25 protein-coding genes are annotated in these 24020 nt (G+C 73.6%); 8 read left to right on the forward strand and 17 right to left on the reverse strand.

What is annotated here, in order from left to right:
* Positions 1-145: 145 nt before the first annotated feature.
* Positions 146-1702, reverse strand: coding sequence for a serine/threonine-protein kinase (locus ACA511_RS30775; protein WP_375028166.1), 1557 nt, complete (start codon positions 1700-1702; stop codon positions 146-148).
* Positions 1703-1762: 60 nt separating this feature from the next.
* Positions 1763-3355: an FAD-binding oxidoreductase gene (locus ACA511_RS30780; RefSeq protein WP_375028167.1), complete on the reverse strand. Its 1593-nt coding sequence runs from the start codon at positions 3353-3355 to the stop codon at positions 1763-1765.
* Positions 3356-3557: 202 nt separating this feature from the next.
* Here ACA511_RS30780 and ACA511_RS30785 point away from each other — a divergent pair, with 202 nt between their 5' ends.
* Both ACA511_RS30785 and ACA511_RS30790 read left to right on the forward strand, forming a co-directional pair.
* On the forward strand, positions 3558-3740 hold the full coding sequence (locus ACA511_RS30785; RefSeq protein WP_375028168.1) for a DUF1059 domain-containing protein: 183 nt from the start codon (positions 3558-3560) through the stop codon (positions 3738-3740).
* Positions 3741-3834: 94 nt separating this feature from the next.
* The gene (locus ACA511_RS30790; protein WP_375028169.1) at positions 3835-4743 is read left to right on the forward strand and encodes an oxygenase MpaB family protein; all 909 of its coding nucleotides are present in this window, start codon (positions 3835-3837) and stop codon (positions 4741-4743) included.
* On the opposite strand, the gene ACA511_RS30795 is transcribed toward ACA511_RS30790, so the two are convergent.
* Genes ACA511_RS30795 through ACA511_RS30810 form a run of 4 tightly spaced genes read right to left on the reverse strand, consistent with a single transcriptional unit; the run spans position 4740 to position 7908 of the window.
* Positions 4740-5621, reverse strand: coding sequence for a RecB family exonuclease (locus ACA511_RS30795; protein WP_375028170.1), 882 nt, complete (start codon positions 5619-5621; stop codon positions 4740-4742). The genes ACA511_RS30790 and ACA511_RS30795 overlap by 4 nt on opposite strands.
* Before the next feature lie 49 nt (positions 5622-5670).
* Positions 5671-6375: an MBL fold metallo-hydrolase gene (locus ACA511_RS30800; protein WP_375028171.1), complete on the reverse strand. Its 705-nt coding sequence runs from the start codon at positions 6373-6375 to the stop codon at positions 5671-5673.
* Positions 6376-6385: 10 nt separating this feature from the next.
* Positions 6386-7252 carry a PHP domain-containing protein gene (locus ACA511_RS30805; protein WP_375028172.1) on the reverse strand — a complete coding sequence of 289 codons (867 nt, stop codon included), beginning with the start codon at positions 7250-7252 and terminating at the stop codon, positions 6386-6388.
* On the reverse strand, positions 7252-7908 hold the full coding sequence (locus tag ACA511_RS30810) for a DUF6758 family protein (RefSeq protein WP_375028173.1): 657 nt from the start codon (positions 7906-7908) through the stop codon (positions 7252-7254). The genes ACA511_RS30805 and ACA511_RS30810 overlap by 1 nt, the downstream gene beginning before the upstream one ends.
* Before the next feature lie 84 nt (positions 7909-7992).
* Here ACA511_RS30810 and ACA511_RS30815 point away from each other — a divergent pair, with 84 nt between their 5' ends.
* Entirely contained in the window at positions 7993-8382 is a 390-nt protein-coding gene (locus ACA511_RS30815; RefSeq protein ID WP_375028174.1) for an NUDIX hydrolase, read from the forward strand.
* Between the two features lie 39 nt (positions 8383-8421).
* Here the strand turns inward: ACA511_RS30815 and ACA511_RS30820 are convergent, their stop codons facing one another.
* Entirely contained in the window at positions 8422-9789 is a 1368-nt protein-coding gene (locus ACA511_RS30820; protein WP_375028175.1) for a type II CAAX prenyl endopeptidase Rce1 family protein, read from the reverse strand.
* A 53-nt stretch (positions 9790-9842) separates the two neighbouring features.
* Entirely contained in the window at positions 9843-10781 is a 939-nt protein-coding gene (locus tag ACA511_RS30825) for an HpcH/HpaI aldolase/citrate lyase family protein (protein ID WP_375028176.1), read from the reverse strand.
* A 39-nt stretch (positions 10782-10820) separates the two neighbouring features.
* Here ACA511_RS30825 and ACA511_RS30830 point away from each other — a divergent pair, with 39 nt between their 5' ends.
* The gene (locus ACA511_RS30830) at positions 10821-11321 is read left to right on the forward strand and encodes a hypothetical protein (RefSeq protein ID WP_375028177.1); all 501 of its coding nucleotides are present in this window, start codon (positions 10821-10823) and stop codon (positions 11319-11321) included.
* Between the two features lies 1 nt (position 11322).
* Here the strand turns inward: ACA511_RS30830 and ACA511_RS30835 are convergent, their stop codons facing one another.
* From ACA511_RS30835 to ACA511_RS30845, 3 genes are all read right to left on the reverse strand, one after another.
* On the reverse strand, positions 11323-12228 hold the full coding sequence (locus ACA511_RS30835) for an RNA polymerase sigma-70 factor (protein ID WP_375028178.1): 906 nt from the start codon (positions 12226-12228) through the stop codon (positions 11323-11325).
* 83 nt (positions 12229-12311) lie between these two features.
* Positions 12312-14168: a caspase domain-containing protein gene (locus ACA511_RS30840; protein WP_375028179.1), complete on the reverse strand. Its 1857-nt coding sequence runs from the start codon at positions 14166-14168 to the stop codon at positions 12312-12314.
* Complete coding sequence (locus ACA511_RS30845) at positions 14158-14523, reverse strand: hypothetical protein (RefSeq protein WP_375028180.1); 366 nt, start codon at positions 14521-14523, stop codon at positions 14158-14160. Before ACA511_RS30845 ends, ACA511_RS30840 begins: the two co-directional genes overlap by 11 nt.
* A 193-nt stretch (positions 14524-14716) precedes the next feature.
* Here ACA511_RS30845 and ACA511_RS30850 point away from each other — a divergent pair, with 193 nt between their 5' ends.
* Positions 14717-16015, forward strand: a complete 1299-nt coding sequence (locus ACA511_RS30850; protein WP_375028181.1) for a magnesium transporter MgtE N-terminal domain-containing protein — start codon at positions 14717-14719, stop codon at positions 16013-16015.
* The gene (locus ACA511_RS30855) at positions 16015-16509 is read left to right on the forward strand and encodes a DUF1003 domain-containing protein (protein WP_375028182.1); all 495 of its coding nucleotides are present in this window, start codon (positions 16015-16017) and stop codon (positions 16507-16509) included. The genes ACA511_RS30850 and ACA511_RS30855 overlap by 1 nt, the downstream gene beginning before the upstream one ends.
* On the opposite strand, the gene ACA511_RS30860 is transcribed toward ACA511_RS30855, so the two are convergent.
* Positions 16506-16961: a MarR family winged helix-turn-helix transcriptional regulator gene (locus ACA511_RS30860; protein ID WP_375028183.1), complete on the reverse strand. Its 456-nt coding sequence runs from the start codon at positions 16959-16961 to the stop codon at positions 16506-16508. The two genes, ACA511_RS30855 and ACA511_RS30860, sit on opposite strands and share 4 nt — an antisense overlap.
* 110 nt (positions 16962-17071) lie before the next feature.
* Here ACA511_RS30860 and ACA511_RS30865 point away from each other — a divergent pair, with 110 nt between their 5' ends.
* Complete coding sequence (locus ACA511_RS30865) at positions 17072-18211, forward strand: Mrp/NBP35 family ATP-binding protein (RefSeq protein ID WP_375028184.1); 1140 nt, start codon at positions 17072-17074, stop codon at positions 18209-18211.
* Positions 18212-18266: 55 nt separating this feature from the next.
* Here the strand turns inward: ACA511_RS30865 and ACA511_RS30870 are convergent, their stop codons facing one another.
* The 5 genes from ACA511_RS30870 to sigE all read right to left on the reverse strand — a co-directional run bounded on the left by ACA511_RS30870 (position 18267) and on the right by sigE (position 23173).
* The gene (locus ACA511_RS30870) at positions 18267-18617 is read right to left on the reverse strand and encodes a sec-independent translocase (protein ID WP_375028185.1); all 351 of its coding nucleotides are present in this window, start codon (positions 18615-18617) and stop codon (positions 18267-18269) included.
* A gap of 98 nt (positions 18618-18715) precedes the next feature.
* The gene (locus tag ACA511_RS30875) at positions 18716-20506 is read right to left on the reverse strand and encodes a trypsin-like peptidase domain-containing protein (protein ID WP_375028186.1); all 1791 of its coding nucleotides are present in this window, start codon (positions 20504-20506) and stop codon (positions 18716-18718) included.
* A 113-nt stretch (positions 20507-20619) separates the two neighbouring features.
* Positions 20620-21750 carry a sigma-E factor regulatory protein RseB domain-containing protein gene (locus tag ACA511_RS30880; protein ID WP_375028187.1) on the reverse strand — a complete coding sequence of 377 codons (1131 nt, stop codon included), beginning with the start codon at positions 21748-21750 and terminating at the stop codon, positions 20620-20622.
* The gene (locus ACA511_RS30885; protein WP_375028188.1) at positions 21747-22367 is read right to left on the reverse strand and encodes an anti-sigma factor family protein; all 621 of its coding nucleotides are present in this window, start codon (positions 22365-22367) and stop codon (positions 21747-21749) included. Before ACA511_RS30885 ends, ACA511_RS30880 begins: the two co-directional genes overlap by 4 nt.
* Positions 22368-22435: 68 nt before the next feature.
* The gene (sigE, locus tag ACA511_RS30890; RefSeq protein WP_375028189.1) at positions 22436-23173 is read right to left on the reverse strand and encodes an RNA polymerase sigma factor SigE; all 738 of its coding nucleotides are present in this window, start codon (positions 23171-23173) and stop codon (positions 22436-22438) included.
* A 183-nt stretch (positions 23174-23356) separates the two neighbouring features.
* Here sigE and ACA511_RS30895 point away from each other — a divergent pair, with 183 nt between their 5' ends.
* The gene (locus tag ACA511_RS30895) at positions 23357-24016 is read left to right on the forward strand and encodes an O-methyltransferase (RefSeq protein ID WP_375028190.1); all 660 of its coding nucleotides are present in this window, start codon (positions 23357-23359) and stop codon (positions 24014-24016) included.
* Positions 24017-24020 lie beyond the last annotated feature (4 nt).

The following is a 24020-nucleotide window of genomic DNA, read 5'->3' on the forward strand; positions in this document are numbered from 1 at the left end:
GACGAGGGCCGAGGCGGACTCGGTCGTGTCACGGCCGACGGCGGCGAGCCCGTCGCGCCACGGGCCACCTCCGGGTTCCCGCACCCGCTCCGGGGCCTTGCAACGGCGACGTGCGCGGCGGGGCCGCCTTTCGGGAGTGTCCGTCTCACCGGCCGGGTGCAGCCCGGCGCCGCACCTGCCCGGAAGCGATCTGAGCGGCGATCCACGCGGCGAACACGATGCCGAGCGACCCCACGAGGGCCAAGGCGTGGGCGTCGGAGCCGACGTGCGTGCTCATGTCCGCGTCCATTTCCATGCCGAAGGCCCAGAACACGAACGGCAGCCACACCACGGCCATGGCGCCTTCGACGACGACGGCCGTCCTGAGCAGGGCGCGGCGCGGTCTGAGGAACGGCATCCGCGCGATCAGCGACGTGTTCACTCCCGCGAAGGCGAACATGAGCGCGCCCGCGCCCGCAGGCCAGGCCAGGGCCATTCCGAAACCGATGTCGGGCGCCGTCCCGTCCATCTCGTTGATCACGACCGTGTCGTAACCGCTGGGCGCGGCCAAGGAGAGCAGCAGGTCGATCAGGGCGACGGCCGCGAGGGCGAATGCCGGCCGGTGCGTGAGGTTCCACAACCCGCCTGATGAGACGACGGCCAGCCCCAGGACGCCCACAAGCCAGCGCGGAGCCGTGTCCAGCAGGACCACCGCTCCGATGGGGTCGGTGAAGTCGCGCGGCAGCAGCAGGACGGCGGCCACCGCGATCCAGGCGCACACGAGTGAACCCCGCACAGCGACCGGATGGGCGCGGTCGCTCCTGCCCGCCGGACCGGGCATGGGGTCGGTGCGGGTCGCCGGCTCCGGGGCGGACGGCCCGTCCGGGGCAAGGGGTCGTCCGCCGTGACCGACCGCGGCTTGGAGCAGCTCGCGGGCCTGCGCGGGTGACGGCCGTCCGGCGGGATCCTTGCGCAGCAGGCCGTCCAGCAGTCGCGCGAGCGGCCCGCCGCATCGGGCCGGGGCCGGTTCCTCGGTGGCGATGGCGACGAACAGGCCGCCGTGCGTGGGGGCGGTGAACGGCGGGCGACCCTCGACGGCCGCGTACAGGGTCGCGCCGAGCGCCCACAGGTCGGAGGCGGGCTGTGCGGTCTCGCCGTGCACCTGTTCAGGGGACATGTACGCGGGCGTGCCCAGCACCGCGCCCGAGCGGGTGAGGGTCGCATCGCCCTCCACCGCGGCGATGCCGAAGTCGGTGAGGACGACCCGATCACCCTCCAGCAGCACGTTGGCCGGTTTGACGTCGCGGTGGACGATGCCCTGCGCGTGCGCGGCCGACAGCGCGTCCAGCATCGCCAGTCCGATCGCCGCGACCCGCCGGGCGGGCAGCGGTCCCCGCTCGGCCAGCAACTGCCCCAGCGACATCCCCCGGATCAGTTCCATCACGATCCACGGGCGGCCGTCCGCCTCCACCACCCGGTCGTAGACGGTGACGATGCCCGGATGCCTCAGCCGGGCGGCGGCCCGCGCCTCCCGCTCCATCCGCGCGTACCAGACGGACCGCTCCTGCTCGGTGACCTGCTCGGGAACCCGCAGTTCCTTGATGGCGACCTCACGGTCCAGGTCGGCGTCATGGGCCCGCCACACCGACCCCATCCCGCCCTGCCCGATCCGCCCCAGAATCCGGTACCGGCCCGCCAGCACGCCCTCACCGTCCCAGCCCATGATCGGGACCCTACCGTCAGGCGCGGCTGCCGAAAGGGCCCGTCGGGAACGGGACGCCGGTCACGGCTGGATTGGTTCGGCCGGGTCTATGAGGACGCCCGGGTTGAGGATCGCGGACGGGTCGAGGGTGGATTTGACGGCTTGGAGCGCTGCGGCGAAGGGGTCCGGGCGTTGGCGGTCGTACCAGGGGCGGTGGTCCCGGCCTACGGCGTGGTGGTGGGTGATCGTCGCCTCGCGGGCCGCCAGGACGTCGGAGACGGCCGTTTTGATCTCGTCCCATTGCGCGACGGTGGAGCCCCAGCGGCCGGCGGCGTAGACGCCGAAGTAGGGGGCGGGGCCGTCCGGGTAGACGTGGGTGAAGCGGCAGGTCACCACGCCCTCCGCGCCGACCGTGCGCATCGCCTCCCGCGCCGCTGACAGGACGTCCTCACGCAGGGCCTGGAAGGCGTCCCAGGTGCAGGCGGTCTCGAAGGTCTCCACGATCATGCCGTGGGCGGCCAGGGCGTCGCGCTGGTAGGGCATGCGCAGGAAGGCGGCGCGCCACGTGTCGGACGCGTTGCGCGCCGAGCGCGGCTGCGGGCGGCCGCCATGGTCGCCGCACAGTTCCAGGGCGCGGGCGAGGGCCGTGTCGACCGGATGGTCGGCGGATTCGAAGCCCAGGACCAGGACGCCGCCGGACGAGTCGGTGCCCGCGTTCAGCAGGGCTTCCATGGGGTCGAGCAGGCGGCAGTTCGCCGGGTTGAGACCTGACTGCGCCAAGGCCCGGGTCGCGGTGACGGCGTCGTCGTAGCGGGCGAAGAGGATCGAGGCCCCGGCACGCCAGCGCGGGCGTTCCTGGAGGCGCATCCATGCTTCGGTGATGACGCCGAGCGTGCCTTCCGAGCCGAGGAACAGGCGGTCCGGGGACGGGCCCGCGCCCGAGCCGGGCAGCCGCCGGGACTCGCTCACTCCCACGGGCGTGACCACCCGCAGCGACTCCACCAGGTCGTCGATGTGGGTGAGGACGGTGGCGTAGTGGCCGCCCGCGCGGGTCGCCAGCCATCCGCCGAGCGTGGAGAACTCGAACGACTGCGGAAAGTGCCGCAGGGTGAGGCCGTGCGGACGGAGCCGGTCTTCGAGTGCCGGGCCGTAGACGCCCGCCTGGACGCGGGCGGCCCTGGACGTGGTGTCCAACTCGATCACGTCGGCGAGTCGGCCGAGGTCGAGGCTGACCACGCCCGGGTGATCTCCGTTCGGGCGTGGCTCGACGCCTCCGACCACCGAACTTCCGCCGCCGTACGGGATGACGGCGACGCCGGCGCCGGTGCACCAGTCCAGAACGTCGACCACGTCGCGTTCGCCGCGTGGACGCACCACCAGGTCGGGGACCTCTCCCTTCTCGCCCAGCAGGTTGCGGACCACGTCCCGGAACGCCTTGCCGCGGGCATGGCCGGCGCGGTCGGCCGGATCGTCCGAGCAGAGGGCGGCCAGCGACGGCGGCGGGACGATTCGCGGCGACGGCACGCCCAGGTCGCCGATCGGCGGCGGCTCGTGGCCGGCCAGGTCGGCGCCGGGCAGCAGGGCGGCCACCCGGCTGATCAGCGCCGCCCGTTCCGCACCCGTGACCGCGTCCTCCAGATTGCCCCAGCCCCACCATGATCGTGTCCGCGTCACCCCCCGATCATGCCGGTAGGCCACCGCTCCGGTCGATACCGCCCGGCCCCGTGGCCGCCGTCCCCGGACGGGACGTTCCGCAGCGAGCGGAGGCGCCGCCGAACAACGCGGGTCGGACGACTTCCCCCTGACGTGGCGATATGTCAGATTGGAGGTAGGTGGTGCGACGGTGCGGCGGGCCGTTGGGGGAATCATGCGCAAGATGGTCGACTGCAGGGACATGCCGAGCGAGTCGGGCTGCACGCTCGCCATCAGCGGCGAGGAGGACGAGGTCGTCCGCGCCGCCGCCGAGCACGCGGCCTCGGTGCACGGGCACACCGACACCCCGGAACTGCGGGACGAGATCCGCCACAACCTCAAGAACGAGGAGATGAGCGCCCGGTAACCGGCCGCCTCCACGACGGGCGCGCGGGGGGCGGTGTCGCGGCGGGTCGCGGGTAATGACACACTTACATGAGTTTGTCTCATGGAGGTGCACTGTGTCCGCGACCGTCCAGCCCCCCGAGAGCGTCACCTGGCGTGTCCACCTCGACCGGTCCATGTGGGTCGGCGGGGTGCGGAGCCTGATGCTGCAGGCGCTGCACCCGATGGCGATGTGGGGCGTCTGGCAGAACTCCAACTTCCGGGAGGACCCGTTCGGGCGGCTCCAGCGGACGTCCGACTTCGTCGGGCTCGGCACGTTCGGCAGCCCCGAGGAGGTCGAGGAGGCCGCGTACCGGGTCCGGGAGATCCACCGGAGCCTGCGCATCCTCAACCACGACACCGGCCGGAAGGAGCGGCTCGACCAGCCGGAGCTGCTCCTGTGGGTGCACTGCGCCGAGGTCTACTCCTACCTGGAGGTGGCGCGCCGCGCCGGGCTGCCGCTGACCGGCGCCATGGCCGACCGGTACCTGTACGAGCAGCGCAAGTCGGCGACGCTCGTCGGGCTGCACGCCGAGGACGTCCCCGGCAGCGTCGCCGACATGGAGGCGTTCTTCGCCGAGATGCAGCCGCGGCTGCGGGTGACCGAGGAGGCGGCGGAGACCGTCCGGTTCCTGATGTGGCCGGTCATGCCGGAGAACCTGAAGTTCCTCGCGCCCGGCAAGCCGGGGTACTTCCCGTTCGGCGCGCTCTGCTACTACTCGCTGCCGGACTGGGCGCGGAAGATGTACGGGGCGCTGCCCGAGGTGCCGCAGCCCGCGGTGTCGGCGGCGCTCAGGTCGTTCCGGCTCGCGATGAACTCGGTGCCGGAGCGGGTGCACGACTACGCGTTCGCGAAGAACACCCGCGACATGCTCGAACGAACCCGGCAGCGGCTCGGCGCCGAGGGCTACGACGTCAGCAAGGGCCTGTTCGGGCTCCGCGACCCGCGCCGCTGGCCCGCCCAGCAGGCCCTGGAGGCGGTCTAGGAGACGTCCGCCGGGAGCGCCGCCCACGGCTCCTTGCGGGGGGCGGCCTCCCGGCCCTCGGGGCAGTGGCGGGCGAAGTCGCACCACCCGCACAGGTTGCCCGGACGCGGCGGGAACATCTCGTCGTACGGGGCGTGCTCCCCGTCGCGGGGCCGCGGGACGCCGTCGCGGTTCCGGAGGGCGCGGTACGCCTCGTCGGCGGCCGCGGCCTCGGCGGCGATCTGCTCGGCGCGGCGGATGTGCCGGGCGAGCGACTCGTCGGTGTGCTCCCACACCGCGACCTCGCCGGACGGCAGATGGTGCAGCTCGACGCGGCGGCACGGACGGCGCAGGACGCGGGACGCCGCCACCGCGTAGATCGCCAGGGCGAGGGAGCCCCGGGCGTCGTCGGAGGTCAGCACGTGCCGGCCGGTCTTGTAGTCGACGACGACCAGCTCGGCGCCGCGCGCGTCGAGGCGGTCGATGCGGCCCGAGACGGCGATCTGGTCGGTGCGGGTCGCGACCGTGCGCTCCACGCCGAGCGGCTCGTCGGACGGGTCGAGGCCCGCGGCGTACCGGACGGTCATCTCCCGCGCCCGGTCGCGCCACTGCGCCGACTGCGCCTCGTCGCGGAAGCCGTCCGTCAGCCAGCCCCGCACCAGCAGGCTCCCGGCGGCCTCGGGCGTGCGCTCGCGGACGGGCAGCCGCCACCAGCCGGCGAGCGCGTTGTGCACGCTCGCGCCGACGCTGTTGTGCGCCCACCGCGGGCCCTTCTGCGGCATCGGACGATCGAGGTAGGTCATCCGGTAGCGGCGCGGGCAGTCCAGCCAGGTGTTCAGCCGCGACGGCGTGCACGGGTACAGCCGCCGGGGCATGCCCTCGAAGCCCAGCTGCTCCACCGTCAACGTCCCTTCCGGGAGGACGTCCCCCCAGACTCCCCGGCGGGAATCAGTCGTCTTCGTTCGCCAGCGAGCCCCAGGTCTCCCAGCGGGCGTCCTCGTCGCCGACCGTGGTCTCCTCGCCCTGCGCGGGCAGGACCTTCAGGTCCTTCGGCAGCGGGGTCAGCAGCGCGCCGATCGAGTTGAGCTGCTTGCGCAGGTCCTCGTAGACGCCGCCGATCGAGCCGGGCCGGCCGCGGTGCAGGGTGTCGCCGGAGAACAGCGCGCTGAGCTGCTCGCTGATCACGCAGACGCTGCCGGGCGTGTTGCCCGGGGTGTGCACGATCTCCAGCTGCGCGTCGCCGATCTCGAAGACGCCGCCGTCCTCGAGCCAGATGTCGGGTTCGAGGGACCGCAACGCCTTGGCGTCGTCCTCGTCCTCCTCCTCTTTGGCGAGGCGGCCGAAGTAGTCGCGCCACAGCAGCCGGTCGGCGCGGTGCATGGCGATCGGGGCCCAGTCCTCCTCGTCCTCCTCGCCGGCGGCGGCGACCTCCAGCACCACGTTGAGGTGGTGCTCGTTGCCGTCGGTCAGGATGACGGCCATGACCTCGCGGTCGCCGACCTCCTTGAGGATGGCCTCGGCGTCGTAAGCCGGGTCGATCACGATGACCTCGTCGTCGTCGCCGACGATGTAGGCGTTGTTCTCGACGTCGTACTCGGTGTCGTCCAGGGTCAGCGTCCCCGACGTCACCACCTGTTCGATGCGCGCGTCCACGCAAGGCACCCTACCGTGCTTCGCGGCCGCGATCCGGCACTCGGAGATCACCGCCGGACGCGGCGGCGGCGAGCCGCTCGAAGGACTCCGGCGCGGTGGTCTCGGCGCCGAGCCGGTCGCCGGTCAGCGCGCCGTGGTCGTCGCTGGAGCCGGTCACGGCGAGCCCGAGCGCGGCGGCCAGATCGCGCAGGTGGGCGCGGTCGGCGGGGATGTGGTCGGGGTGGTCGGTCTCGATCCCGGCGAGCCCGGCGGCGGCCAGGCGCTCGATCACCTCGTCCTCGAACACGTATCCCCGGCGGCGGGCCCGCGGGTGCGCCAGCACGCACACTCCCCCGGCCGCGCGGACGAGCCCGACCGCGCGCTCCGGGTCGAGCGCGTACCGCTCGACGTAGGCGCGGCCGCCCTGCGCGATCCACTGGGACGTGAACGCCTCGTCCGCCGTCCTGATCGCGCCCGCGTCGACCATCGCCCGCGCGATGTGCGGGCGGCCGACCACCTCGCCCTTGGCCAGCGCGCGGACCATGCCCCACGTGACGTCCACGCCGAGGCCGCGGAGCCGGTCCACCATGCTCTGGGCCCGGATGACGCGGTCGTCGCAGATCCGGGCCAGCTCGGCGGCGAGCGCCGGGTGCTCGGGGTCGAACAGGTAGCCGAGCATGTGCAGGCTGCGGCCGCGGTGCGCGCACGACAGCTCGATGCCGGGGACGAGCGTCAGGCCGTCCGGCAGGGCGCTCGCGGCCTCGTCCCACCCGGCGACGGTGTCGTGGTCGGTCAGCGCGACGACGTCGAGGTTCCGCGCCCGCGCCCGCCGGACGACCTCGGCGGGCGGCCTCGTGCCGTCCGACGCGTCGCTGTGGCAGTGCAGATCGATCCGCATCAGTCGTCGAGACGGGGGCTGTAGGCGCCGTAGGGGAGGTCGATGTCCATCCCCGGTTCGCGGAGGTCGAGGAGGTTCTGCCCCTCCAGCATGAGGGCGCCGGCGTCGGCGGGCCACAGCACCGCCCACAGCCAGTTGCCCATCGCCTCGCCGACGTAGACGGCGCGGTCGGCGCGGTCGGGCCCGGTGCGGACCGCCCACATGGGGACCGATCGCCCGCAGGTCGCGGCCGGGCCGCTGACGTCGAGCTTCACGTGCGGCGGGCTCCCGTTGAACGCCTCGCCCGGATCGGAGCCCGCCAAACCGGCGTAGTGGGCGCCGAGCCCGATCCCGGGCTCCTCGGCGATCAGCACCAGGTCGGCGGGGCCGCGCAGCAGGCCCGGCCCGGACACGGCGACGGCCGTCGCCCGCGCGCCCGAACGGTCGTCCCCGACCGTGGCGAACCCCGTGATGAGCCAGGCCGGCGGAAGGGGCCAGAGCGTCCACACGGGGACCTTCGCGTCGAGCAGCACGGCGGCCAGCCCGTCCGGGCCGGGACGCCTGGCCGGCTGCCTCGGCAGGACGGCGCCGTGCACGCCGCAGCTCCAGTCGCTCGACCAGAGGCCCGGCTCGCGAACAGGACCCGCGCAGCGCGGGCACATGGGCTCCGCCCTCATGACTATCCACCCTGCGCGGAGACGTCCCGGATCGTCAAGTTCGGGCTGGTCCCCGGCTGGGAAAGAGGCGTCAAAATGGGGTTCATGAGAACGCGCTGCGTCGGCGGGATCGTCCGCGACGGCGACGGCCGGCTGCTCCTGGTGCGGCGCGGGCGGCCGCCCGGCGAGGGCCTGTGGTCCATCCCGGGCGGACGTGTCGAGCCCGGCGAGGACGATCCGGCCGCCGTCGCGCGGGAACTGCGCGAGGAGACCGGCCTGGACGTCCGCGTCGGCGCCCTCGCCGGAACGGTCGACCGCCCCGGGCCGGACGGCGTCACCTACGAGATCCACGACTACACGGCGACCGTGACGGGCGGGACGCTCCGCGCGGGCGACGACGCGTCCGAGGTGCGCTGGGTGCGCCCGGACGACCTCGCCGGCCTCCCGGTCACGCCGGGGCTCCTGGACGCGCTCACCGGCTGGGGCGTGCTCTGACCAGGCATCCTCTGACCGGGCGGGCTCTGACCGGGCGGGCTAGGAGACGGGCAGCGGCGGGGAGTCGGCCGCGACGGGCACGCTGTCCTCGGCCGTGGCCCTCTGGACCCGCATGCGCCGCGCCAGCCACACGACCGCGGCCGCGTAGAGCAGCATCGGGACGACGTCCGCGAGGACGGCCTGCCAGGGCACGCCGCCCTGCTCCATGTCCAGCTCGCCTACCGCCGCCGGGAGCAGGAACGCCATCAGGTTGTTGAACACGTGCAGGGCGATGCCGGACTCCAGCCCGCCCGTCCGCACCGTCATCCACCCCGCGATCGCGCCGAACAGGAAGATGTCGAGGATGCCCCAGCCCGTGTAGCCGTGCCCGGCCGTGAACAGGGCCGACCCGACCACGATCCCCGGCCACGGCGTGCGGAACACCGCGCTGAGAACCCGTCCGACCCGGCTGCCGGCGTTCTCCAGCGTGCACGCGCCGACGGCCTGGAGCAGCCAGCCGCGGAAGACGTACTCCTCCGCCGCCGCCTGGAACGGCACCAGCAGGACGATCACGAGCGCGGGGGCCAGGAACGCGCCCCACCCGACCCAGTGCTCGTCGCCGCCGGACTTGTCGTCCATCGCGACGGCCGCCGCGATCGACGTCCCGTACGACACGACGCAGAACAGGACCGCCAGGCCGCAGCACGCCAGCATCCAGCGCCACCGCAGCCGGCCCGCGACCGACGAGAGCGTGCCCGGCCGCCGCCGCTGGATCAGCCACGCCGCCGCCAGCACGACCGGCAGGAACAGCGCGAGCGACCCCAGGTTGAACACGAGGTCGGCGGTGTCGTTGCCGAAGATCGAGTCGACGCCCGATCCGGAGGCGTCCGGGTCGGGGACCTCCCCGGTGGCGACCGCGCGGACGATCATTCCGCCGAGCATCAGCAGGAGCGCGGCGCCCAGCCCGACGACGATGACCGCCAGGCTGCCCACCAGCGGCCGCCACCACCGGTGCGCCTCGTTGCGCGCAGCCTGGTGGTACGGCCTGCCCTCCGGCGTGGGCACCGTCCAGGACCGCTTGGCGGGCGGCGCGCCGTACCCCGGCCCGTACGCCGCGGGCCCGTACGGAGCAGCCCCATAGGGGCCGGGCCCGTACGGTGCCGGTCCATACGGGCCGGGCCCGTTCTGGACGGGTCCGTACGCCTGGCCCCATCCGTTCGGCTGCGCCGGCGCCTCCGGCCAGTACGGCAGCCCAGGTGAATAACCCGCGGCGTCCCCCTGCGGCTGCGGCTGCGCGGGCGGTTGCCGCTGGACGTGGGGTTGCGGCTGGGCGGGGGGCTGCCGCTGGTCGTCGTGCGGCGGCTCGGGAGCGGCGGGACGTGCGGGGTCGGGGGGCGCCCAGCCGTCGGTGTCCCCTGGTTCTGACAACGTGCGACCCCTCCCGTGAACCTTCGCGTACGTGGGACGAATCGTACGGGGCCTCAGTTCCCCGCCGGGTCGAAGCGCCGGGTGCGGCCCAACCCGGCGGCGCGGCCCTTCGCCGCGATGACCAGCGCCATCTTGCGGGACGCCTCGTCGATCATCTCGTCGCCGAGGGTGGCGGCGCCGCGGCCCTCGCGCAGGGAGTGGTCGTAGGCGTCCAGGATCAGCTCGGCGTGGTCGTAGTCGTCCTGGGACGGGGAGAAGACCGCGTTCCCGGCCTCGATCTGGGACGGGTGCAGCACCCACTTGCCGTCGAAGCCCAGGGCGGCGGACCGCCGCGCCACGCGGGTGAACGCGTCCACGTCGCGGACGTTGAAGTAGGGCCCGTCGATGGCCTGGAGGCCGTGGGCGCGGGCGGCGATCAGGATGCGCATGAGGATGTGGTGGTAGGCGTCGCCCTCGGTGTAGCCGGGCGGCTGCTCGCCGACCACGAGGGTCTTCATGTTGAGCGACGCCATCAGGTCGCCCGGCCCGAGGACGAGGGCCTCCAGCCGGGGCGAGGACGCGGCGATCGCGTCGATGCGGGTCAGGCCCTGCGCGTCCTCGATCTGGGCCTCGATGCCGATGCCGCCCGGCGGCAGGCCCGTCGCCCGCTCGATCTGGGTGAGGAGCCGGTCGAGCCACTGGACGTGGGAGGCGTCCGAGACCTTGGGCAGCATGATCGCGTCCAGGTTCGCGCCGGCGCCCTCGACGACCTCGATCACGTCCCGGTAGGCCCAGTGCGTGTCGAGGTCGTTGACGCGCACCACGCGGGTCCTGCCGGACCAGTCGCCCTCGTTGAGCGCGGCCGCGACGGTCTTGCGGGCGCCCTCCTTCGCGGACGGCGCGACGGCGTCCTCCAGGTCGAGGAAGATCTCGTCGGCGGGGAGGCCCTGCGCCTTCTCGATGAAGCGCGGGTTGCTGCCCGGGACGGCGAGGGTCGTACGTCGAGAGCGCATGGCCCGGATGCTATCCAGCGGGTGTGAGACCCTTCGGGCATGGGTCTGAACAGGGCGCTGGTGGAGGAGGCGGCCAAGAAGTCGGGGCTGCTGTGGCTCGATCTTCCCGGCCTGCCGCAGCCGCGCGCCGCCTGGCATGTCTGGCATGACGGCTCCGCCTACGTGCTCACCGGCGGCGAGGGCGAGCAGCCGCTGCCGGGGCTGGCCGAGGCCGCGCGGGTGACGGTGATCCTGCGCAGCAAGGACAAGGGCGGGCGCCTCGTCTCGTTCGTCGCCGCCGCCGAGCCCGTCGAACCCGGCACCGGGCTGTGGGACGAGGTGACGCCGGTCCTCGCCAAGGAGCGGCTGAACGCCCGCACCCACGAGGGCCAGGTGGAGGCGTGGGCGACCGGGTCGTGGATCGTCCGGCTGACCCCGGTCGACGAGGCCGCCCAGGCGCCGGACGGCTACGCGACCGTACGCCCGGTGCCGACCCCGGCGACGACGGCCGGCGCGCCGCCGCGCATGTTCGGCGGCAGGCGCCGGCGGGCCGACCGGTAGGTCACATCGCCAGCCGGCGGCCCTCCGCCAGGGCGCGGAGCTTGTCCGGGTTGGCGACCAGGTGGATCGCCCGGACCCGGCCCTCGGGGTCGAGGTCGACGGTGAAGGCGCTGAGCGGGCGGTCCGGGCCGTCGACGATGACGGCCGGTTCGCCGTTCAGGTCGACGCGCCGGAAGCTCATGTCCGCGACGGCGACGCCCTCGTAGCCGCGGCCGCCGATCCCGGCGAGGAAGCGGCCCACCTTGTCGGCGCCGAAGATCGCCCGGCGCGGGGCGCGGACCTTGCCGCCGCCGTCCGACCACAGCGCGACGTCGGGGGCGAGGACCTCCATGAGCCGGTTGATGTCGCCGCCGACGACCGCGTCGAGGAACCGCTCGGTCGCGGCGCGCCGCTCGGCGCCGCCGGTCGCGAAGCGGGGCCGCCGCGCCTCCACGTGCTTGCGGGCGCGGGTGCCGAGCTGCCGCACGGACGCCTCCGACCGGTCCAGCGCCTTCGCGATCTCCGCGTACGGGTACCCGAAGACCTCCTTGAGGACGAACACCGCGCGCTCCAGCGGGCTCAGCGTCTCCAGGACGACCAGCATCGCCATCGACACCGACTCCGACAGCTCGGCGTCCTCGGCGATGTCCGGGGAGGTCAGCATCGGCTCCGGCAGCCACGGCCCCACGTACGTCTCGCGCCGCGCCTGCGCCGAGCGCAGCCGGTCGAGCGCCACGTTGGTGGTGATCCGGACGAGGTACGCCTTGGGATCGGCCACCCCGGACCGGTCCCCCGCCGACCAGCGCAGCCAGGCGTCCTGCACCGCGTCCTCGGCGTCGGCCGCCGTCCCCAGCATCCGGTAGGCGACGGCGAACAGCAGGTTCCGGTGCTCCTCGAAGGGCTCGTAGGGCTCGAAGGGGTCGTCCATGGTCGCTCAGCCTCGCATGCGTGGATTCTCCTCGGACCGTCACCCTGACGACGACGCGGCCGTCCGCGATGTGACATGGACGGTCATCCCGCCCGTATGAGCTCCCGGAACGCCCGCAGGCTCTCGTCCTCCACCGACTGCCGGCCGTACTCGTTCACCAGCGCGAGGTAGAACAGCGCGGGGGCCGTCGGCGCCCACAGCGCCCGGCGCTCGGCGGCGAACATGAAGTCGACCATGGCCTTGGTCTGGAACGGCACGAGCCGGTGCCCGGCGTGCTCGAACTTGTCGGCGACGCCCCGGCTGCGCCGGGCGAGGAAGCCGTCCGCGTCCAGGGCGAACAGCCTCGCGACGAACAGGGCGCCCCACTGGTTCTTGCGGTCGACGGTGAGGGCCAGCATGTCGATGCGGTACTCGTCGGCCTCCAGGGCCAGTTCCTCGCGCATGCCCCGGCGGGCGACGTTGTAGAGGTTGGGCGCGCTGCGGGCGGCCGAGTCGATGTCGCGGGACAGCCCCTCGTTGGCGGACGAGTTCCAGTAGCCGGGGTGCGAGCCGACGCTGGCGCTGCGCCGCGAGAAGATGATCTTGTGGTCGGCGGTGACCACGGCGATGTTCGCGCCGAAGCTGGACGACATGAACGCGGGCACGTCCAGCGGGCCGTGCGGGTCGAGGTAGCGGCCGCGCGGGGTGGTCCCGTCGGCGAACTCGCGGTCGAGCTGCTGGGCGGCGAGGAAGGAGTAGTAGTCCGACAGCTTCAGCCGGATCGACACCGCCGGGGCCTCGGTGTGGGCGTCCCGGCTGATCGCGACCTTCTCCACGGCGTAGGACCGGCCGTTCCAGAAGAAGTCGTCGCCGCGTTCGCGGCGGGCCTCCTGCTCCGCCTCGATCTCGCGGCGCCAGGCCGCGATCTCGTCGGGCAGCCGCACCTCCTGCCGGTCGACGATCAGGCGCACGGCGCTCTCGGCGATGACGTTCTCGCCGTCGCCCTCGATGATGAGCAGCGGCGTCCGCAGCGGCCCCCAGCGGAAGGCGTCGTCCCGCCAGGCCCACCCGGCGGTCTGGTCCTCGCCCGGCCATTCGCCGGCGGAGCCCGCGTCCGGCCGGGCGGCCGGGACGGACGCGGCCGGGCCGGCCGACATCGGCACCGGCGCGGGCGCCTCCGCCTCGCGGTCGGGGCCCTCCTGCGGCGGCGCCAGCGCCGGCGCGCGGTTGCGGAAGATGCGGATCAGCGCGCCCGCGTTCCGGTTGCGCTGGTCCGGCAGGGGGCGGCCCTTCTGGATCAGCCGCTTGCGCACGCCGTGGTACACGGTCGCCATGTCCAGGGCGGCGGGCTCGCCGGGGATCCCCTCCTCCAGCATGCCGATCAGCTCGCCGGTGAACGCCGTGTAGGTCTCGCCGGGAGGGGCCGCGGACGCCTTCGTCTCGGTCGCCGACGTCATCAGGAACGTGCCCTTGATGGTCGCGTCGTCCGCGGCGGCCCCCGCGCTCATCCGGCCGGTCATCGCCCGCCCGCTGAAGCAGCAGTCCAGGATGACGACCGTGCGCTTCGGCGCGTCGGCCAGGACGGCGCGCCGGACCCAGTCGTACGGCAGGGCCGTGTAGACCTCTCCGCGCTGCGACTCGGGAAGCGCGAGCCACAGCCCGTCGTCCTCCTCGTCGACGAGGCCGTGCCCCGCGTAGTAGACGACGAGGGTGTCCTCCGCCTCCCGCGCGGCGCGCTTGATCGCGTTGACCACCTGCCCCGCGTTGGCGGGCTGCTCCACGACGACGCAGTGGCTCTCGGGCAGCCCCCACACCCTGGGGTCGCGGACGAGCCGCTCCAGCCCCGTGAGGTTGTTCCGCACGCCGGGCAGGTCCTCCAGCGAGGCGAACGCGTGCGAGCCGACCAGCACGGCGCGGGACCTGGCCGGATCCGAGAGGACGGGCGGCGGCTCACCGATCATCGCGCTGCTCCCCCTCGTCCTCGGCCGTCCCGTCGAGGATGCGGCGCAGCACCTCCGGCGACGGGTCGGTGATGACGTAGACCCGCTCCCCGCGTTCGATGCGGATGGACGGCCTGGACCGGCGGGAGGCGTACCAGGCGCCCACCGCGGACACGATGCCCGCCACGGCCGCGGCGTCCTCGATGAGCACCTGGATCAGCTCCGCGGCGCCCATCGTGCCGGGCTCGGCCTCGCCAGGCCGCAGCGACGTCCGGGCTGCGTCGATCACGTCGGGGTCCCGGCTCAGCCAGCGGTACAGCGACGCGACCACGCGTTCGTCGTCGTCGCCGTCCACCCCGATCCGCACTTCGAGCACGCGGCACCCCTCCATTCCGGTAAAAGGCCCCCTCGACCACACCGACGGCGATTATCGCGCACTCGTTTCACCCACTTTTAAACGGAACAACGATTATCCGAATTGCGGCCGGGCCGATTCCGGGGCGGCCGGGCGAGGGGCGGAACCGGGGCGGGGCCGGATCAAGCGGGCGATCATGGGTAGTGTCCTGGCCATGAGCGCAGCTCCGCCACGGGTGTTCATCGCCCGGCTCGCGGGCATCGCGGTGTTCGACCCGGCCGGTGACCAGGTCGGCCGCGTCCGCGATGTCGTGGTCGCGCTGCGGCTCGCGCCGCGGGCCCCGCGGGTGCTCGGGCTGGTGGTGGACGTCACGTCGCGGCGGGCGGTGTTCCTGCCGATCACCCGGGTGACGGTGATCGAGGCGGACGCGATCATCTTCGACGGGCGGCTGAACGTGCGGCGGTTCCAGAAACGCGAGTCCGAGACGCTCGTCATCGCGGAGATGCTGGACCGGACGATCCGGTTCCGGGACTCCGGCGAGCCCGTCTCCGTCGTGGACGTGGCGATGGAGCCGACCCGCACCCGCGACTGGCTGGTCGCCAAGGTCGCCGTCAGCCGCCGGCCGGGACGCGCGCTGCGCAAGCGCGGGCCGAGCATGATCGTCGACTGGGACGCCGTGGAGGGGTTCTCCGCCGTCGAGCACGGGCAGGGCGCCGCCGGGCTGATCGCCGCGTTCGGCCAGATGAAGGCCGCCGACCTCGCCAACATCGTGCACGAACTGCCCGCGAAGCGGCGCACGGAGGTCGCGGCCGCGCTGGACGACGAGCGGCTCGCCGACGTCCTGGAGGAGCTGCCCGAGGACGACCAGGTCGAGATCCTCGGCGAGCTCGGCGTGGAACGCGCCGCCGACGTCCTGGAGGCGATGGGCCCCGACGACGCCGCCGACCTGCTCGGCGAGCTGCCGACCGAGCAGCGGGAGCGGCTGCTCACGCTGATGGAGCCGCACGAGGCCGCGCCGGTGCGGCGGCTGCTCACCTACCCCGACCAGTCGGCGGGCGGGCTGATGACCACCGACCCGGTCGTCGTCCCGCCGGACGCGACGGTCGCCGAGGCGCTCGCGCTGATCCGCCGCCCCGACCTCAACCCGGCCCTCGCCGCCCAGGTGTACGTGTGCCGGCCGCCGAGCGCGACGCCGACCGGCCAGTACCTCGGCACGGTGCACTTCCAGAAGCTGCTGCGCGAGCCGCCGCCGACGCTCGTCAGCGGGATCGTCGACACCGCGCTGGACCCGCTGCGCCCCACGATGTCGCTGGAGGCGGTCGCGATGTTCCTGGCCACCTACAACCTCGTCGCGGGGGCCGTGGTGGACGAGAACGGGCATCTGCTCGGCTCGGTGACGATCGACGACGTCCTCGACCATCTGCTGCCCGAGGACTGGCGGGAGAACGTGATGGACGCCGCCGCCGAGGTGACCGCCGATCCCGAGGAAGAGGCTCTCCGGGGGACGACATGATGACGACACGCCCGATCACCGCGCGCCTGGACCAGCCGAGGGAGGTCCGCCGGACGCTGCTGCCGCGCGTCCACTACGACCCCGAGTCGTTCGGGCGGCTGTCGGAGCGGATCGCGCGGTTCCTGGGCACGGCCCGCTTCATCGTCTACATGACCGTGTTCGTCGCCGTCTGGATCGGCTGGAACCTGTTCGCCCCGGAGTTCCTGAAGTTCGACCCGTACCCGTTCATCTTCCTGACGCTGATGCTGTCGCTCCAGGCGTCCTACGCGGCGCCGCTGATCCTGCTCGCGCAGAACCGGCAGGACGACCGGGACCGCGTCCAGTACGAGCAGGACCGGGCGCGCGGCGACCGCAGCATCGCCGACACCGAGTACCTGACGCGGGAGATCGCCGGGCTGCGGGTGGCGCTGAACGAGGTCGTCACCCGCGACTTCCTGCGCTCGGAGCTCCAGCAGATCATCAGGGACCTGGACGCCAAGGAGCACGTCCCCTAGCCGGGGGCCCCGTCGTCGGCGAGCTTGTCGAGGATGTGCCGGAGGGTGCGCAGGTCCGATCCGTCCAGGCGGCTGAGCACGTGGTCCTGGACGCCCTGCCGGTAGGTGGGGGTGGCCTCGGCGAGCCGGTCCCGCCCGGCGGGGGTCAGCACGGCGTACAGGCCGCGGGCGTCGTCCGCGCAGGACTGCCTGATCACCAGCCCGTCGCGCTGCATCCGGTCGACGAGCCTGGTCAGGCCGCTGCGCGACAGCAGGACGCGGTCGGCGAGATCGTTCATCCGCAGCCGCCCGTCCGCCGCCTCGCCGAGATGCATCAGCACCTCGTAGGTGCCGAGCGCGAGGCCGTGCCGGGCCAGGAGGTCTGCCTGCAGGCGGCGGGAGATCTGCGCCTGCGCCCGCAGCATGGTCCGCCAGACGACCAGCTCGGCGGCCGAGAGGGTGCCGATTGTCACCGGACCGATGTTACGGCGGGCGGGCCGCGGACGCGAAGGAGACGCACGCGACATGTGAGGACCGACACCCTGATTAACGGGTCGGGCCCCAAGGTTCATACCATGGACGCATGGCCTCCCAGTTGACTACCGAGCGGGTGACCGAGGCTCTCGCCACGGTGAACGATCCTGAGATCCACAAGCCCATCACCGAGCTCGACATGGTCAAGGGCATCGACATCGCCGCGGACGGCACCGTCCGCGTCGGCGTCTACCTGACCGTGGCCGGGTGTCCGATGAAGGACACCATCACGAAACGCGTCACGGAGGCCGTCGCCAAGCTCGACGGGGTCGCCTCGGTGCAGGTCGAACTCGACGTGATGAGCGAGGAGCAGCGCAAGGACCTGCAGACCAAGCTGCGCGGCGGGCAGCCCGCGAAGGAGATCCCCTTCGCCCAGCCGAACTCGCTGACCAAGGTGTACGCGGTCGCGAGCGGCAAGGGCGGCGTCGGCAAGTCGTCGGTGACGGTGAACCTCGCCGCCGCGCTGGCCGCGCAGGGCCGCAAGGTCGGGGTCGTGGACGCCGACATCTACGGCCACTCGGTGCCGCGGATGATGGGCGTGGTGAACTCCCCCACCAAGGTCGAGGACATGATCCTCCCGCCGACGGCGCACGACGTGAAGGTGATCTCGGTCGGCATGTTCACCGCCGGCAACCAGCCGGTCGTGTGGCGCGGGCCGATGCTGCACCGCGCGCTCCAGCAGTTCCTCTCGGACGTGTACTGGGGCGACCTCGACATCCTCCTGATGGACCTGCCGCCCGGCACCGGCGACATCGCGATCTCCGTCGCGCAGCTGCTGCCGTCCGCGGAGATCCTGGTCGTCACGACCCCGCAGCAGGCCGCCGCCGAGGTCGCCGAGCGGGCCGGCGCGATCGCCGCGCAGACGCACCAGCAGGTCGTCGGCGTGATCGAGAACATGTCCTACCTGTCGTGCCCGCACTGCGGCGAGCAGCAGTTCCTCTTCGGCGAGGGCGGCGGCCAGACGGTCGCCGACGCGCTCACCAAGACCCTCGGGACCCGCGTCCCCATGCTGGGCCAGGTGCAGATCGACCCGCGCCTCCGCGAGGGCGGCGACAACGGCGTCCCGCTCGTCCTGTCCGACCCGGACGCGGGCGCCGCCAAGGAACTGCGCACCATCGCCGACAAGCTCGGCGGCCGCAGCCGCGGCCTCGCCGGCATGTCCCTCGGCATCTCCCCCAAGGGGAGGTAGCACACCGACGAGAAAGGCCCCGCCGGACGCCCGGCGGGGCCTTTTCTTGCGTCGATCAAGTCGCCTCGGTGTCGAAGGGGGGTTTTTTGCCGTCGAGTTCGTGGGCCGTCGTGGCGTAGGAGGGCTCGTCGTCGAAGAGGCTGGAGCCGTTCGTCGTCAGGTGGTCCGGGTCGTCCTCGAGGAGGTGCTTGCGGACGAACGTCTTGGGGTTCAGGTCGTTGAGGTCGAAGTCCTTGAACTCCGGGCCGAGCCCTTCCTGGAGGTCCGCCTTGGCGCTGTCGGCCATCTGCCGGAACTGCCGCAGCATGCGGCCCGCCTGCCCGGCGACCTGCGGCAGCTTGTCCCCGAAGATGACCAGGGCGAGGACGACGAGAACCGCCATCTCACCGAGTCCGACGTCGAACAACCCGTCCTCCACAAGCCGTCAGGGGCCGGTCCCGGCGGACCGACCCCCTCAGCGTATCCCTAGCCCGGATGAACCGGACCTTGCGCGTCCCGCCGTTTCTAGTCGGCGCCCAAGGTCAGCTGGACCTTGTTCTCCTTGCCGTCGCGCTCGTAGGTGATCGTGACCCGGTCGCCGGGTGCCCGGCTGCGGATCTGCGCGATGAGGTCGGTGGCGTCCTCGATGGGCTTGTCGTCCACCTTGGTGATCACGTCGCCGGGCTTCAGGCCCGCCTTGTCGGCCGGGCCGCCCTTGGTCACCGGGTCCTGCCCCTGGACGGGCTGCGGCATGATCCGGGCGCCGCCCTCCTGGTACCGGGGGTCGGGCAGCACGCCGAGCTTGGCCTTGCGGACGCTCCCGCTGCGGATGATCTCCTCGGCGACGCGCTTGCCCTGGTTGATCGGGATCGCGAAGCCGAGGCCGATGCTGCCGCTCTGCTGCTCGCCGCCGAGGGACTGGCCGCCGAGCGTCGCGATCGCGGTGTTGATGCCGATCACGCTGCCCTTGGCGTCGACCAGCGGGCCGCCCGAGTTGCCGGGGTTGATGGCCGCGTCGGTCTGGATCGCGTTGAGGTAGGACGCGTCGGCGCCGCCCTCGCCCTGCGTGGGCACGGCCCGGTTCAGCGAGCTGACGATGCCGGTGGTGACCGAGCCCTGCAGGCCGAGCGGCGAGCCGATCGCGATCACCGGGTCGCCGACGGCGATCTTGCTGGAGTCGCCGACCGGCAGCGGGGGCAGCGAGTGCTGGCCCTCGGGCTTGAGGACGGCGACGTCCGAGCTCGGGTCGGCGCCCTTGACGGTCGCGGGCAGCGTCTTCTTGTCGTTGAAGACGATCTGGATCTGCCCGCCGCCGGCGCCGGACACGACGTGGTTGTTGGTGATGACGTAGCCGCCGTTGACGATGAAGCCGGTCCCGCCGACCTCGCCCTGCGCGGACTGCACCCGGATCATGACGACGCTCGGCAGCACCCGCTGCGCGACGCCGGCGATGGACTCCGGCGGACGGCTCTGCACCTTGGTGTCGTTGCTGTCGCTGCCGCCGCCGAGGCTCACCGAGCCGCCGTCGTCGCCGTTGGTGGCGATGACGCCGATCCCGGCGCCGAGGGCGCCGGCCACCAGCGCGACGATCAGCGCGACGATGGCGAGCAGCCCGAGGCCCGGGCCGCCGCGCGAGGACGACGGCATCGCCGGCACGGGCGCCCAGTTGGGGCCGGTGCCGCCGGGCGGCATCCCGTAGCCGGTCATCGGCCGGGGTCCCGGGCCGCCGGGCGGCGGGCCCATCGGCGCGGGCGGCGGCCCCATCGGCGGCCGGGCGCCCGCGGGGGGCGGCGGGCCCTGGTGGGACTGCTGCGGCCAGCCGCCGTACGGGCCGCCCTGCGCGGCGCGCGGGTCGGCGTTGTGCGGGACGAAGCCGGGGCGCGGACGGTCGTCGTCCATGCCGGGCTTGTCGAGCGGGACCGGCGGCGGGGGCTGCGGCATGTCCCGGGGCGGGACGTCCTGCAGCGGCACCTCCTGCGGCCCCATGTCCGCGGCGGGACCGGCCGCGCCGCGGGAGAACACGTCCTCGCTGGTGTCGGGCGGGCCGCCGAGCGAGTCCGGCGGCGCGAACCCGCCGGCCACCAGGCGGTCTCCCGGGCCGCCCGGCTCGTCGCCGGGCTCGTGGCCGGACTCCGCGCCGGCCGCCGCGTCCCGCGGCTCCGGCTCGGGGTCGTCCACCGGCTGCTCGACCGGGAACTCCTGGTCGGTCACCGTCTCGGGAGGAGCCGCCGACTCCGGCCGCTCAGGCTCCCGTCCGGGGACGACCTCGTCGTCGTCCGACGGCGCCCTGGCCGGCCCGCGGTTGTCTTCCGTCATCCCCATCTCTCCTACCGAGCATGGTTCTCGTCATCCGTGCTCATGCTGCCCCGAAAGGCATGTGGCGAGCATAAGACCTATTGCCAATACGGCTGCAACGGATACGGATCCGGTCAGTCGAACGGATTCGCCGCCGACGCGAGGCGGCGGGCGCCCCGCGACAGCCGGGTCCAGAACGGGTCGGCGCCGCGCGGCATGTTCACGGCCACCGACTCGGCCGTGCTCTGCGGCGCGTCCGTCAGCACGGTGTAGACGTAACCCTGCCCCGCGGACACGGCCCAGCGCCGCAGCGACTCGCGGCGGTACACGGTCCGGCCCCGGCGGACGGTCTTCTGCCAGCCGGCCAGCCCGCTCTCGTCGAGGCGGCCGCGCTGCACGAACACCGAGACGGCGGCGAGGCCGTCGGAGTAGCTGAGGTGGACGGCGCCGTCGTCCTTCTCCCGGCGCACGTCGTAGAGGGTGAGGCGGCCGGGCAGGTCCTTCGGGACGGGCCAGCCGCGGTCGCGCAGCCCGGCGATCCCGGCCCGGTCCAGCGGCTCGCCCCACGCGCCCGCGGCGGACGCGGTGCTCTCGGCCGGGCCGCCGCCGCTCGACCCGGGGAAGCGCAGCAGGCCGCCCCGGGGCAGGCCGAGCGCGGCCCGGTCGACCGGCGGCAGGGTGAAGCTGATCTCGCTGAACCCGGTGACGATCACCGGATGGCCCTTGGCGTCGATCAGCTCGCGGTGCAGCATCAGCCCGGTCTCGCGGTCGATCCAGAAGCGTCCGGCGGGGCTGCCGTCGGGCCGGCGGGCCTCGACGACGCGGGCCCGCCGGCCGCAGATCGCCGCGTCCGCCGCGCGCACCACCGAGTAGTTGCGGGTGAGCAGGGCGAGGGTCTCGGGAGTGAAGCCGGTGGTGTCCCCGGCGGCGGACTCGGGCCGGTAGCCGGTCCCGGTCGTCGCCGACCGGTAGCGGATGCCCTCGCCGGGCCGGTGCGCCACAGTGACGCGGGACGTGGCGGACTTGCTCCGGTTCCACGTGGTGAGGAACCGCCGGCCCTGGTAGGGGACGTCGCGGGCGGCGTCGGCGGCGGCGCGCAGCAGCCCGACGGCGCCGGGGTCGCTGCGGACGCGCCGGACGGCGGCCGGGTCGCCGGCCAGCACCCCGGCGAGGGCGAGCGCGCCCGCGAGCGCGCCGGCCAGGACGGCGCACCGCCGTCCGCGCCCCGCCATACCGGTGCTGCCGGCCGCGGTGGGCGCGGTCACGGCCCGGGAGAGACCTGGACCTGGTAGACCGGGTCGGTGAGCGGGTCGGTCATCGGCGCGTCCCCGGAGGTGAGCGCGTGCTCGACGGCGAAGCGGTCGAAGGCGGGCGTGACGGTCGGCGAGTCCTGCCGGCCGCCCGCGGCGTAGGACGCGGTGCCGAGGCCGAGGAAGAGCGTGGCGGCGCCGACGACGAGGTAGCGGCGCCGCGGGTTGATCTGGACGGCGGCGTGCCCGGCCGGGCGGTTGTCGCGCGGACGCGCGGCGGGGGCCGTCCTGCCGGGGCGGATGGATGATCGGAGCGGCCGGGCGGGACGCTGCGCCGCCGGGCCCGCGGGCGGCTCGGGCGGGCCGGGCGGGACGTCGGCGGCCGCGGGCGGCCCGGCGGCCACGGGCAGCGAGCGCAGCCGGGTCAGGAAGTCGGGGGTCGGCAGGTCGTCGGTGCCGTCCGCCGCGGGGAGCTCGGACAGCCCCCGCAGCCGTCCCTTGAGCAGGCGCAGGGCGGCCGCCTCGGCCCGGCACTGGGCGCATCCCGCGAGATGGGCGAGGACGCGGTCGCGCTCCTCGTGCCCCAGCTCATCGTCGACCAGAGCGGTCAGACGCTCCCCCAGACAACTCACGCCGCCTCCGTCGGTTCCGTTCGGTCAGGCGCGCGGTCCCGCACCGCGCGCTGATATCGGTGCGGCTCTTACGCGCCGCCCGGCTGCGGCAGCGCGCCGCCGGCCGCGTGCAGGCCCCCCGCCGGCGCCGCGGCCTCGCCGCGGTCGGCGGTGGCGCGCGCCTCCGCCGCCTGGTAGTCGTTCCTGGTGCCCGGCCTGCGCCGGGTGGGTGCGCGGTGCTCCAGCGCGGAGCGCAGCTGCGCCCGCCCGCGGTGGATGCGGCTGCGCACGGTGCCGAGCTTGACGCCGAGCGTCGCGGAGATCTCCTCGTAGGAGAGCCCCTCGATGTCGCACAGCACGACGGCCGCGCGGTACTCGGGGGCCAGCGCGTCGAGGGCGGCCTGGACGTCGGCGTCGAAGTTGGTGTCGTCGAACGCCTGCGCCGGGGTCGGCTCGCGGCCCTGGAGGCGCTCCGCGGCGTCGTCGGCGAGGCCCTCGAAGCGGATGCGCTGGCGGCGCCGCGCCATGTCGAGGAACAGGTTCGTGGTGATGCGGTGCAGCCAGCCCTCGAACGTCCCTGGCGTGTAGTTCGACAGCGAGCGGAACACGCGGACGAAGACCTCCTGCGTGAGGTCCTCGGCGTCGTGCTGGTTTCCGGTCAGGCGGTAGGCCAGCCGGTAGACGCGCGCGGAGTGCTCGCGGACGACCTCGTCCCAGGACGGCGGCGCCCACTCGGCCTCGGGGGCGTTCTCGCGGGTGCGAGCGGCGTTCCCCTGCCTGGCGCCTACCCCCACAGCGCTTCTGAAACTGAGTGCTGCGACTCCCATGGTGCCGGGCTGTTCCTCTCTCGTGAGCCAAGGATCTCGCCTTGGAACGGCACGGTCTCGCCTGGGCTGGGGCGGTTCTGGACCGACTTCGGTGCTGGCAGCGCGCTTGCGCTCCCGGTGGTTACAACGCGCTGAAACTCCAGTTGGTTCCCTGTCAACGATATGGTCTTTCCAGCATGAGGCATGCGGGGGTCCCGCGAGGAGGCAGCCATCGACGCCATTCAGGCCACCCGGGCCTACGTGGAGGATTTCCTCCCCGAAGACGAGCCGCTCGTTGCCGCCAGGCGGCGCGGCGAGGAGGTCGGCGCGTCCCCGATCGGCCCGGCGGGCGGTGCGGCGCTGCGCTTCCTCGCGACGCTGATCGGCGCGCGGACGGTCGTGGAGGTCGGCTCCGGCTGCGGCGTCTCCGGCGTCTGGCTGATGCGCGGCATGCCCAAGGACGCTGTCCTCACGAGCGTCGACATCGAGCCCGAGAACCAGCGGCTGGCGAAGCTCGCCTACCGGGAGGCGGGGCTGTCCGGCTTCCGCACCCGGATGATCAGCGGCCCGGCGCTGGAGGTGCTGCCCCGGCTGACCGACGGCGCCTACGACATGGTGTTCTGCGACGCCGACAAGCGGGAGTACCCCGACTACCTGATGGACGCGCTGCGGCTGCTGCGGCCCGGCGGCGTCGTCGCGTTCGACAACGCGCTGTGGCACGACCGGGTCGCCGACTCCGGCCACCGCGACCCCGACACCGAGTCGATCCGCGAGGTGCACCGCATGATCCGCGACGACGAGCGGCTCGTCCCGCTCCTCGTCCCGGTCGGCGACGGGCTCCTCTGCGCGGTCAAGCGCGGCTGAGCCG

Source organism: Actinomadura sp. GTD37, assembly GCF_041951365.1.
Classification (GTDB): domain Bacteria; phylum Actinomycetota; class Actinomycetes; order Streptosporangiales; family Streptosporangiaceae; genus Spirillospora.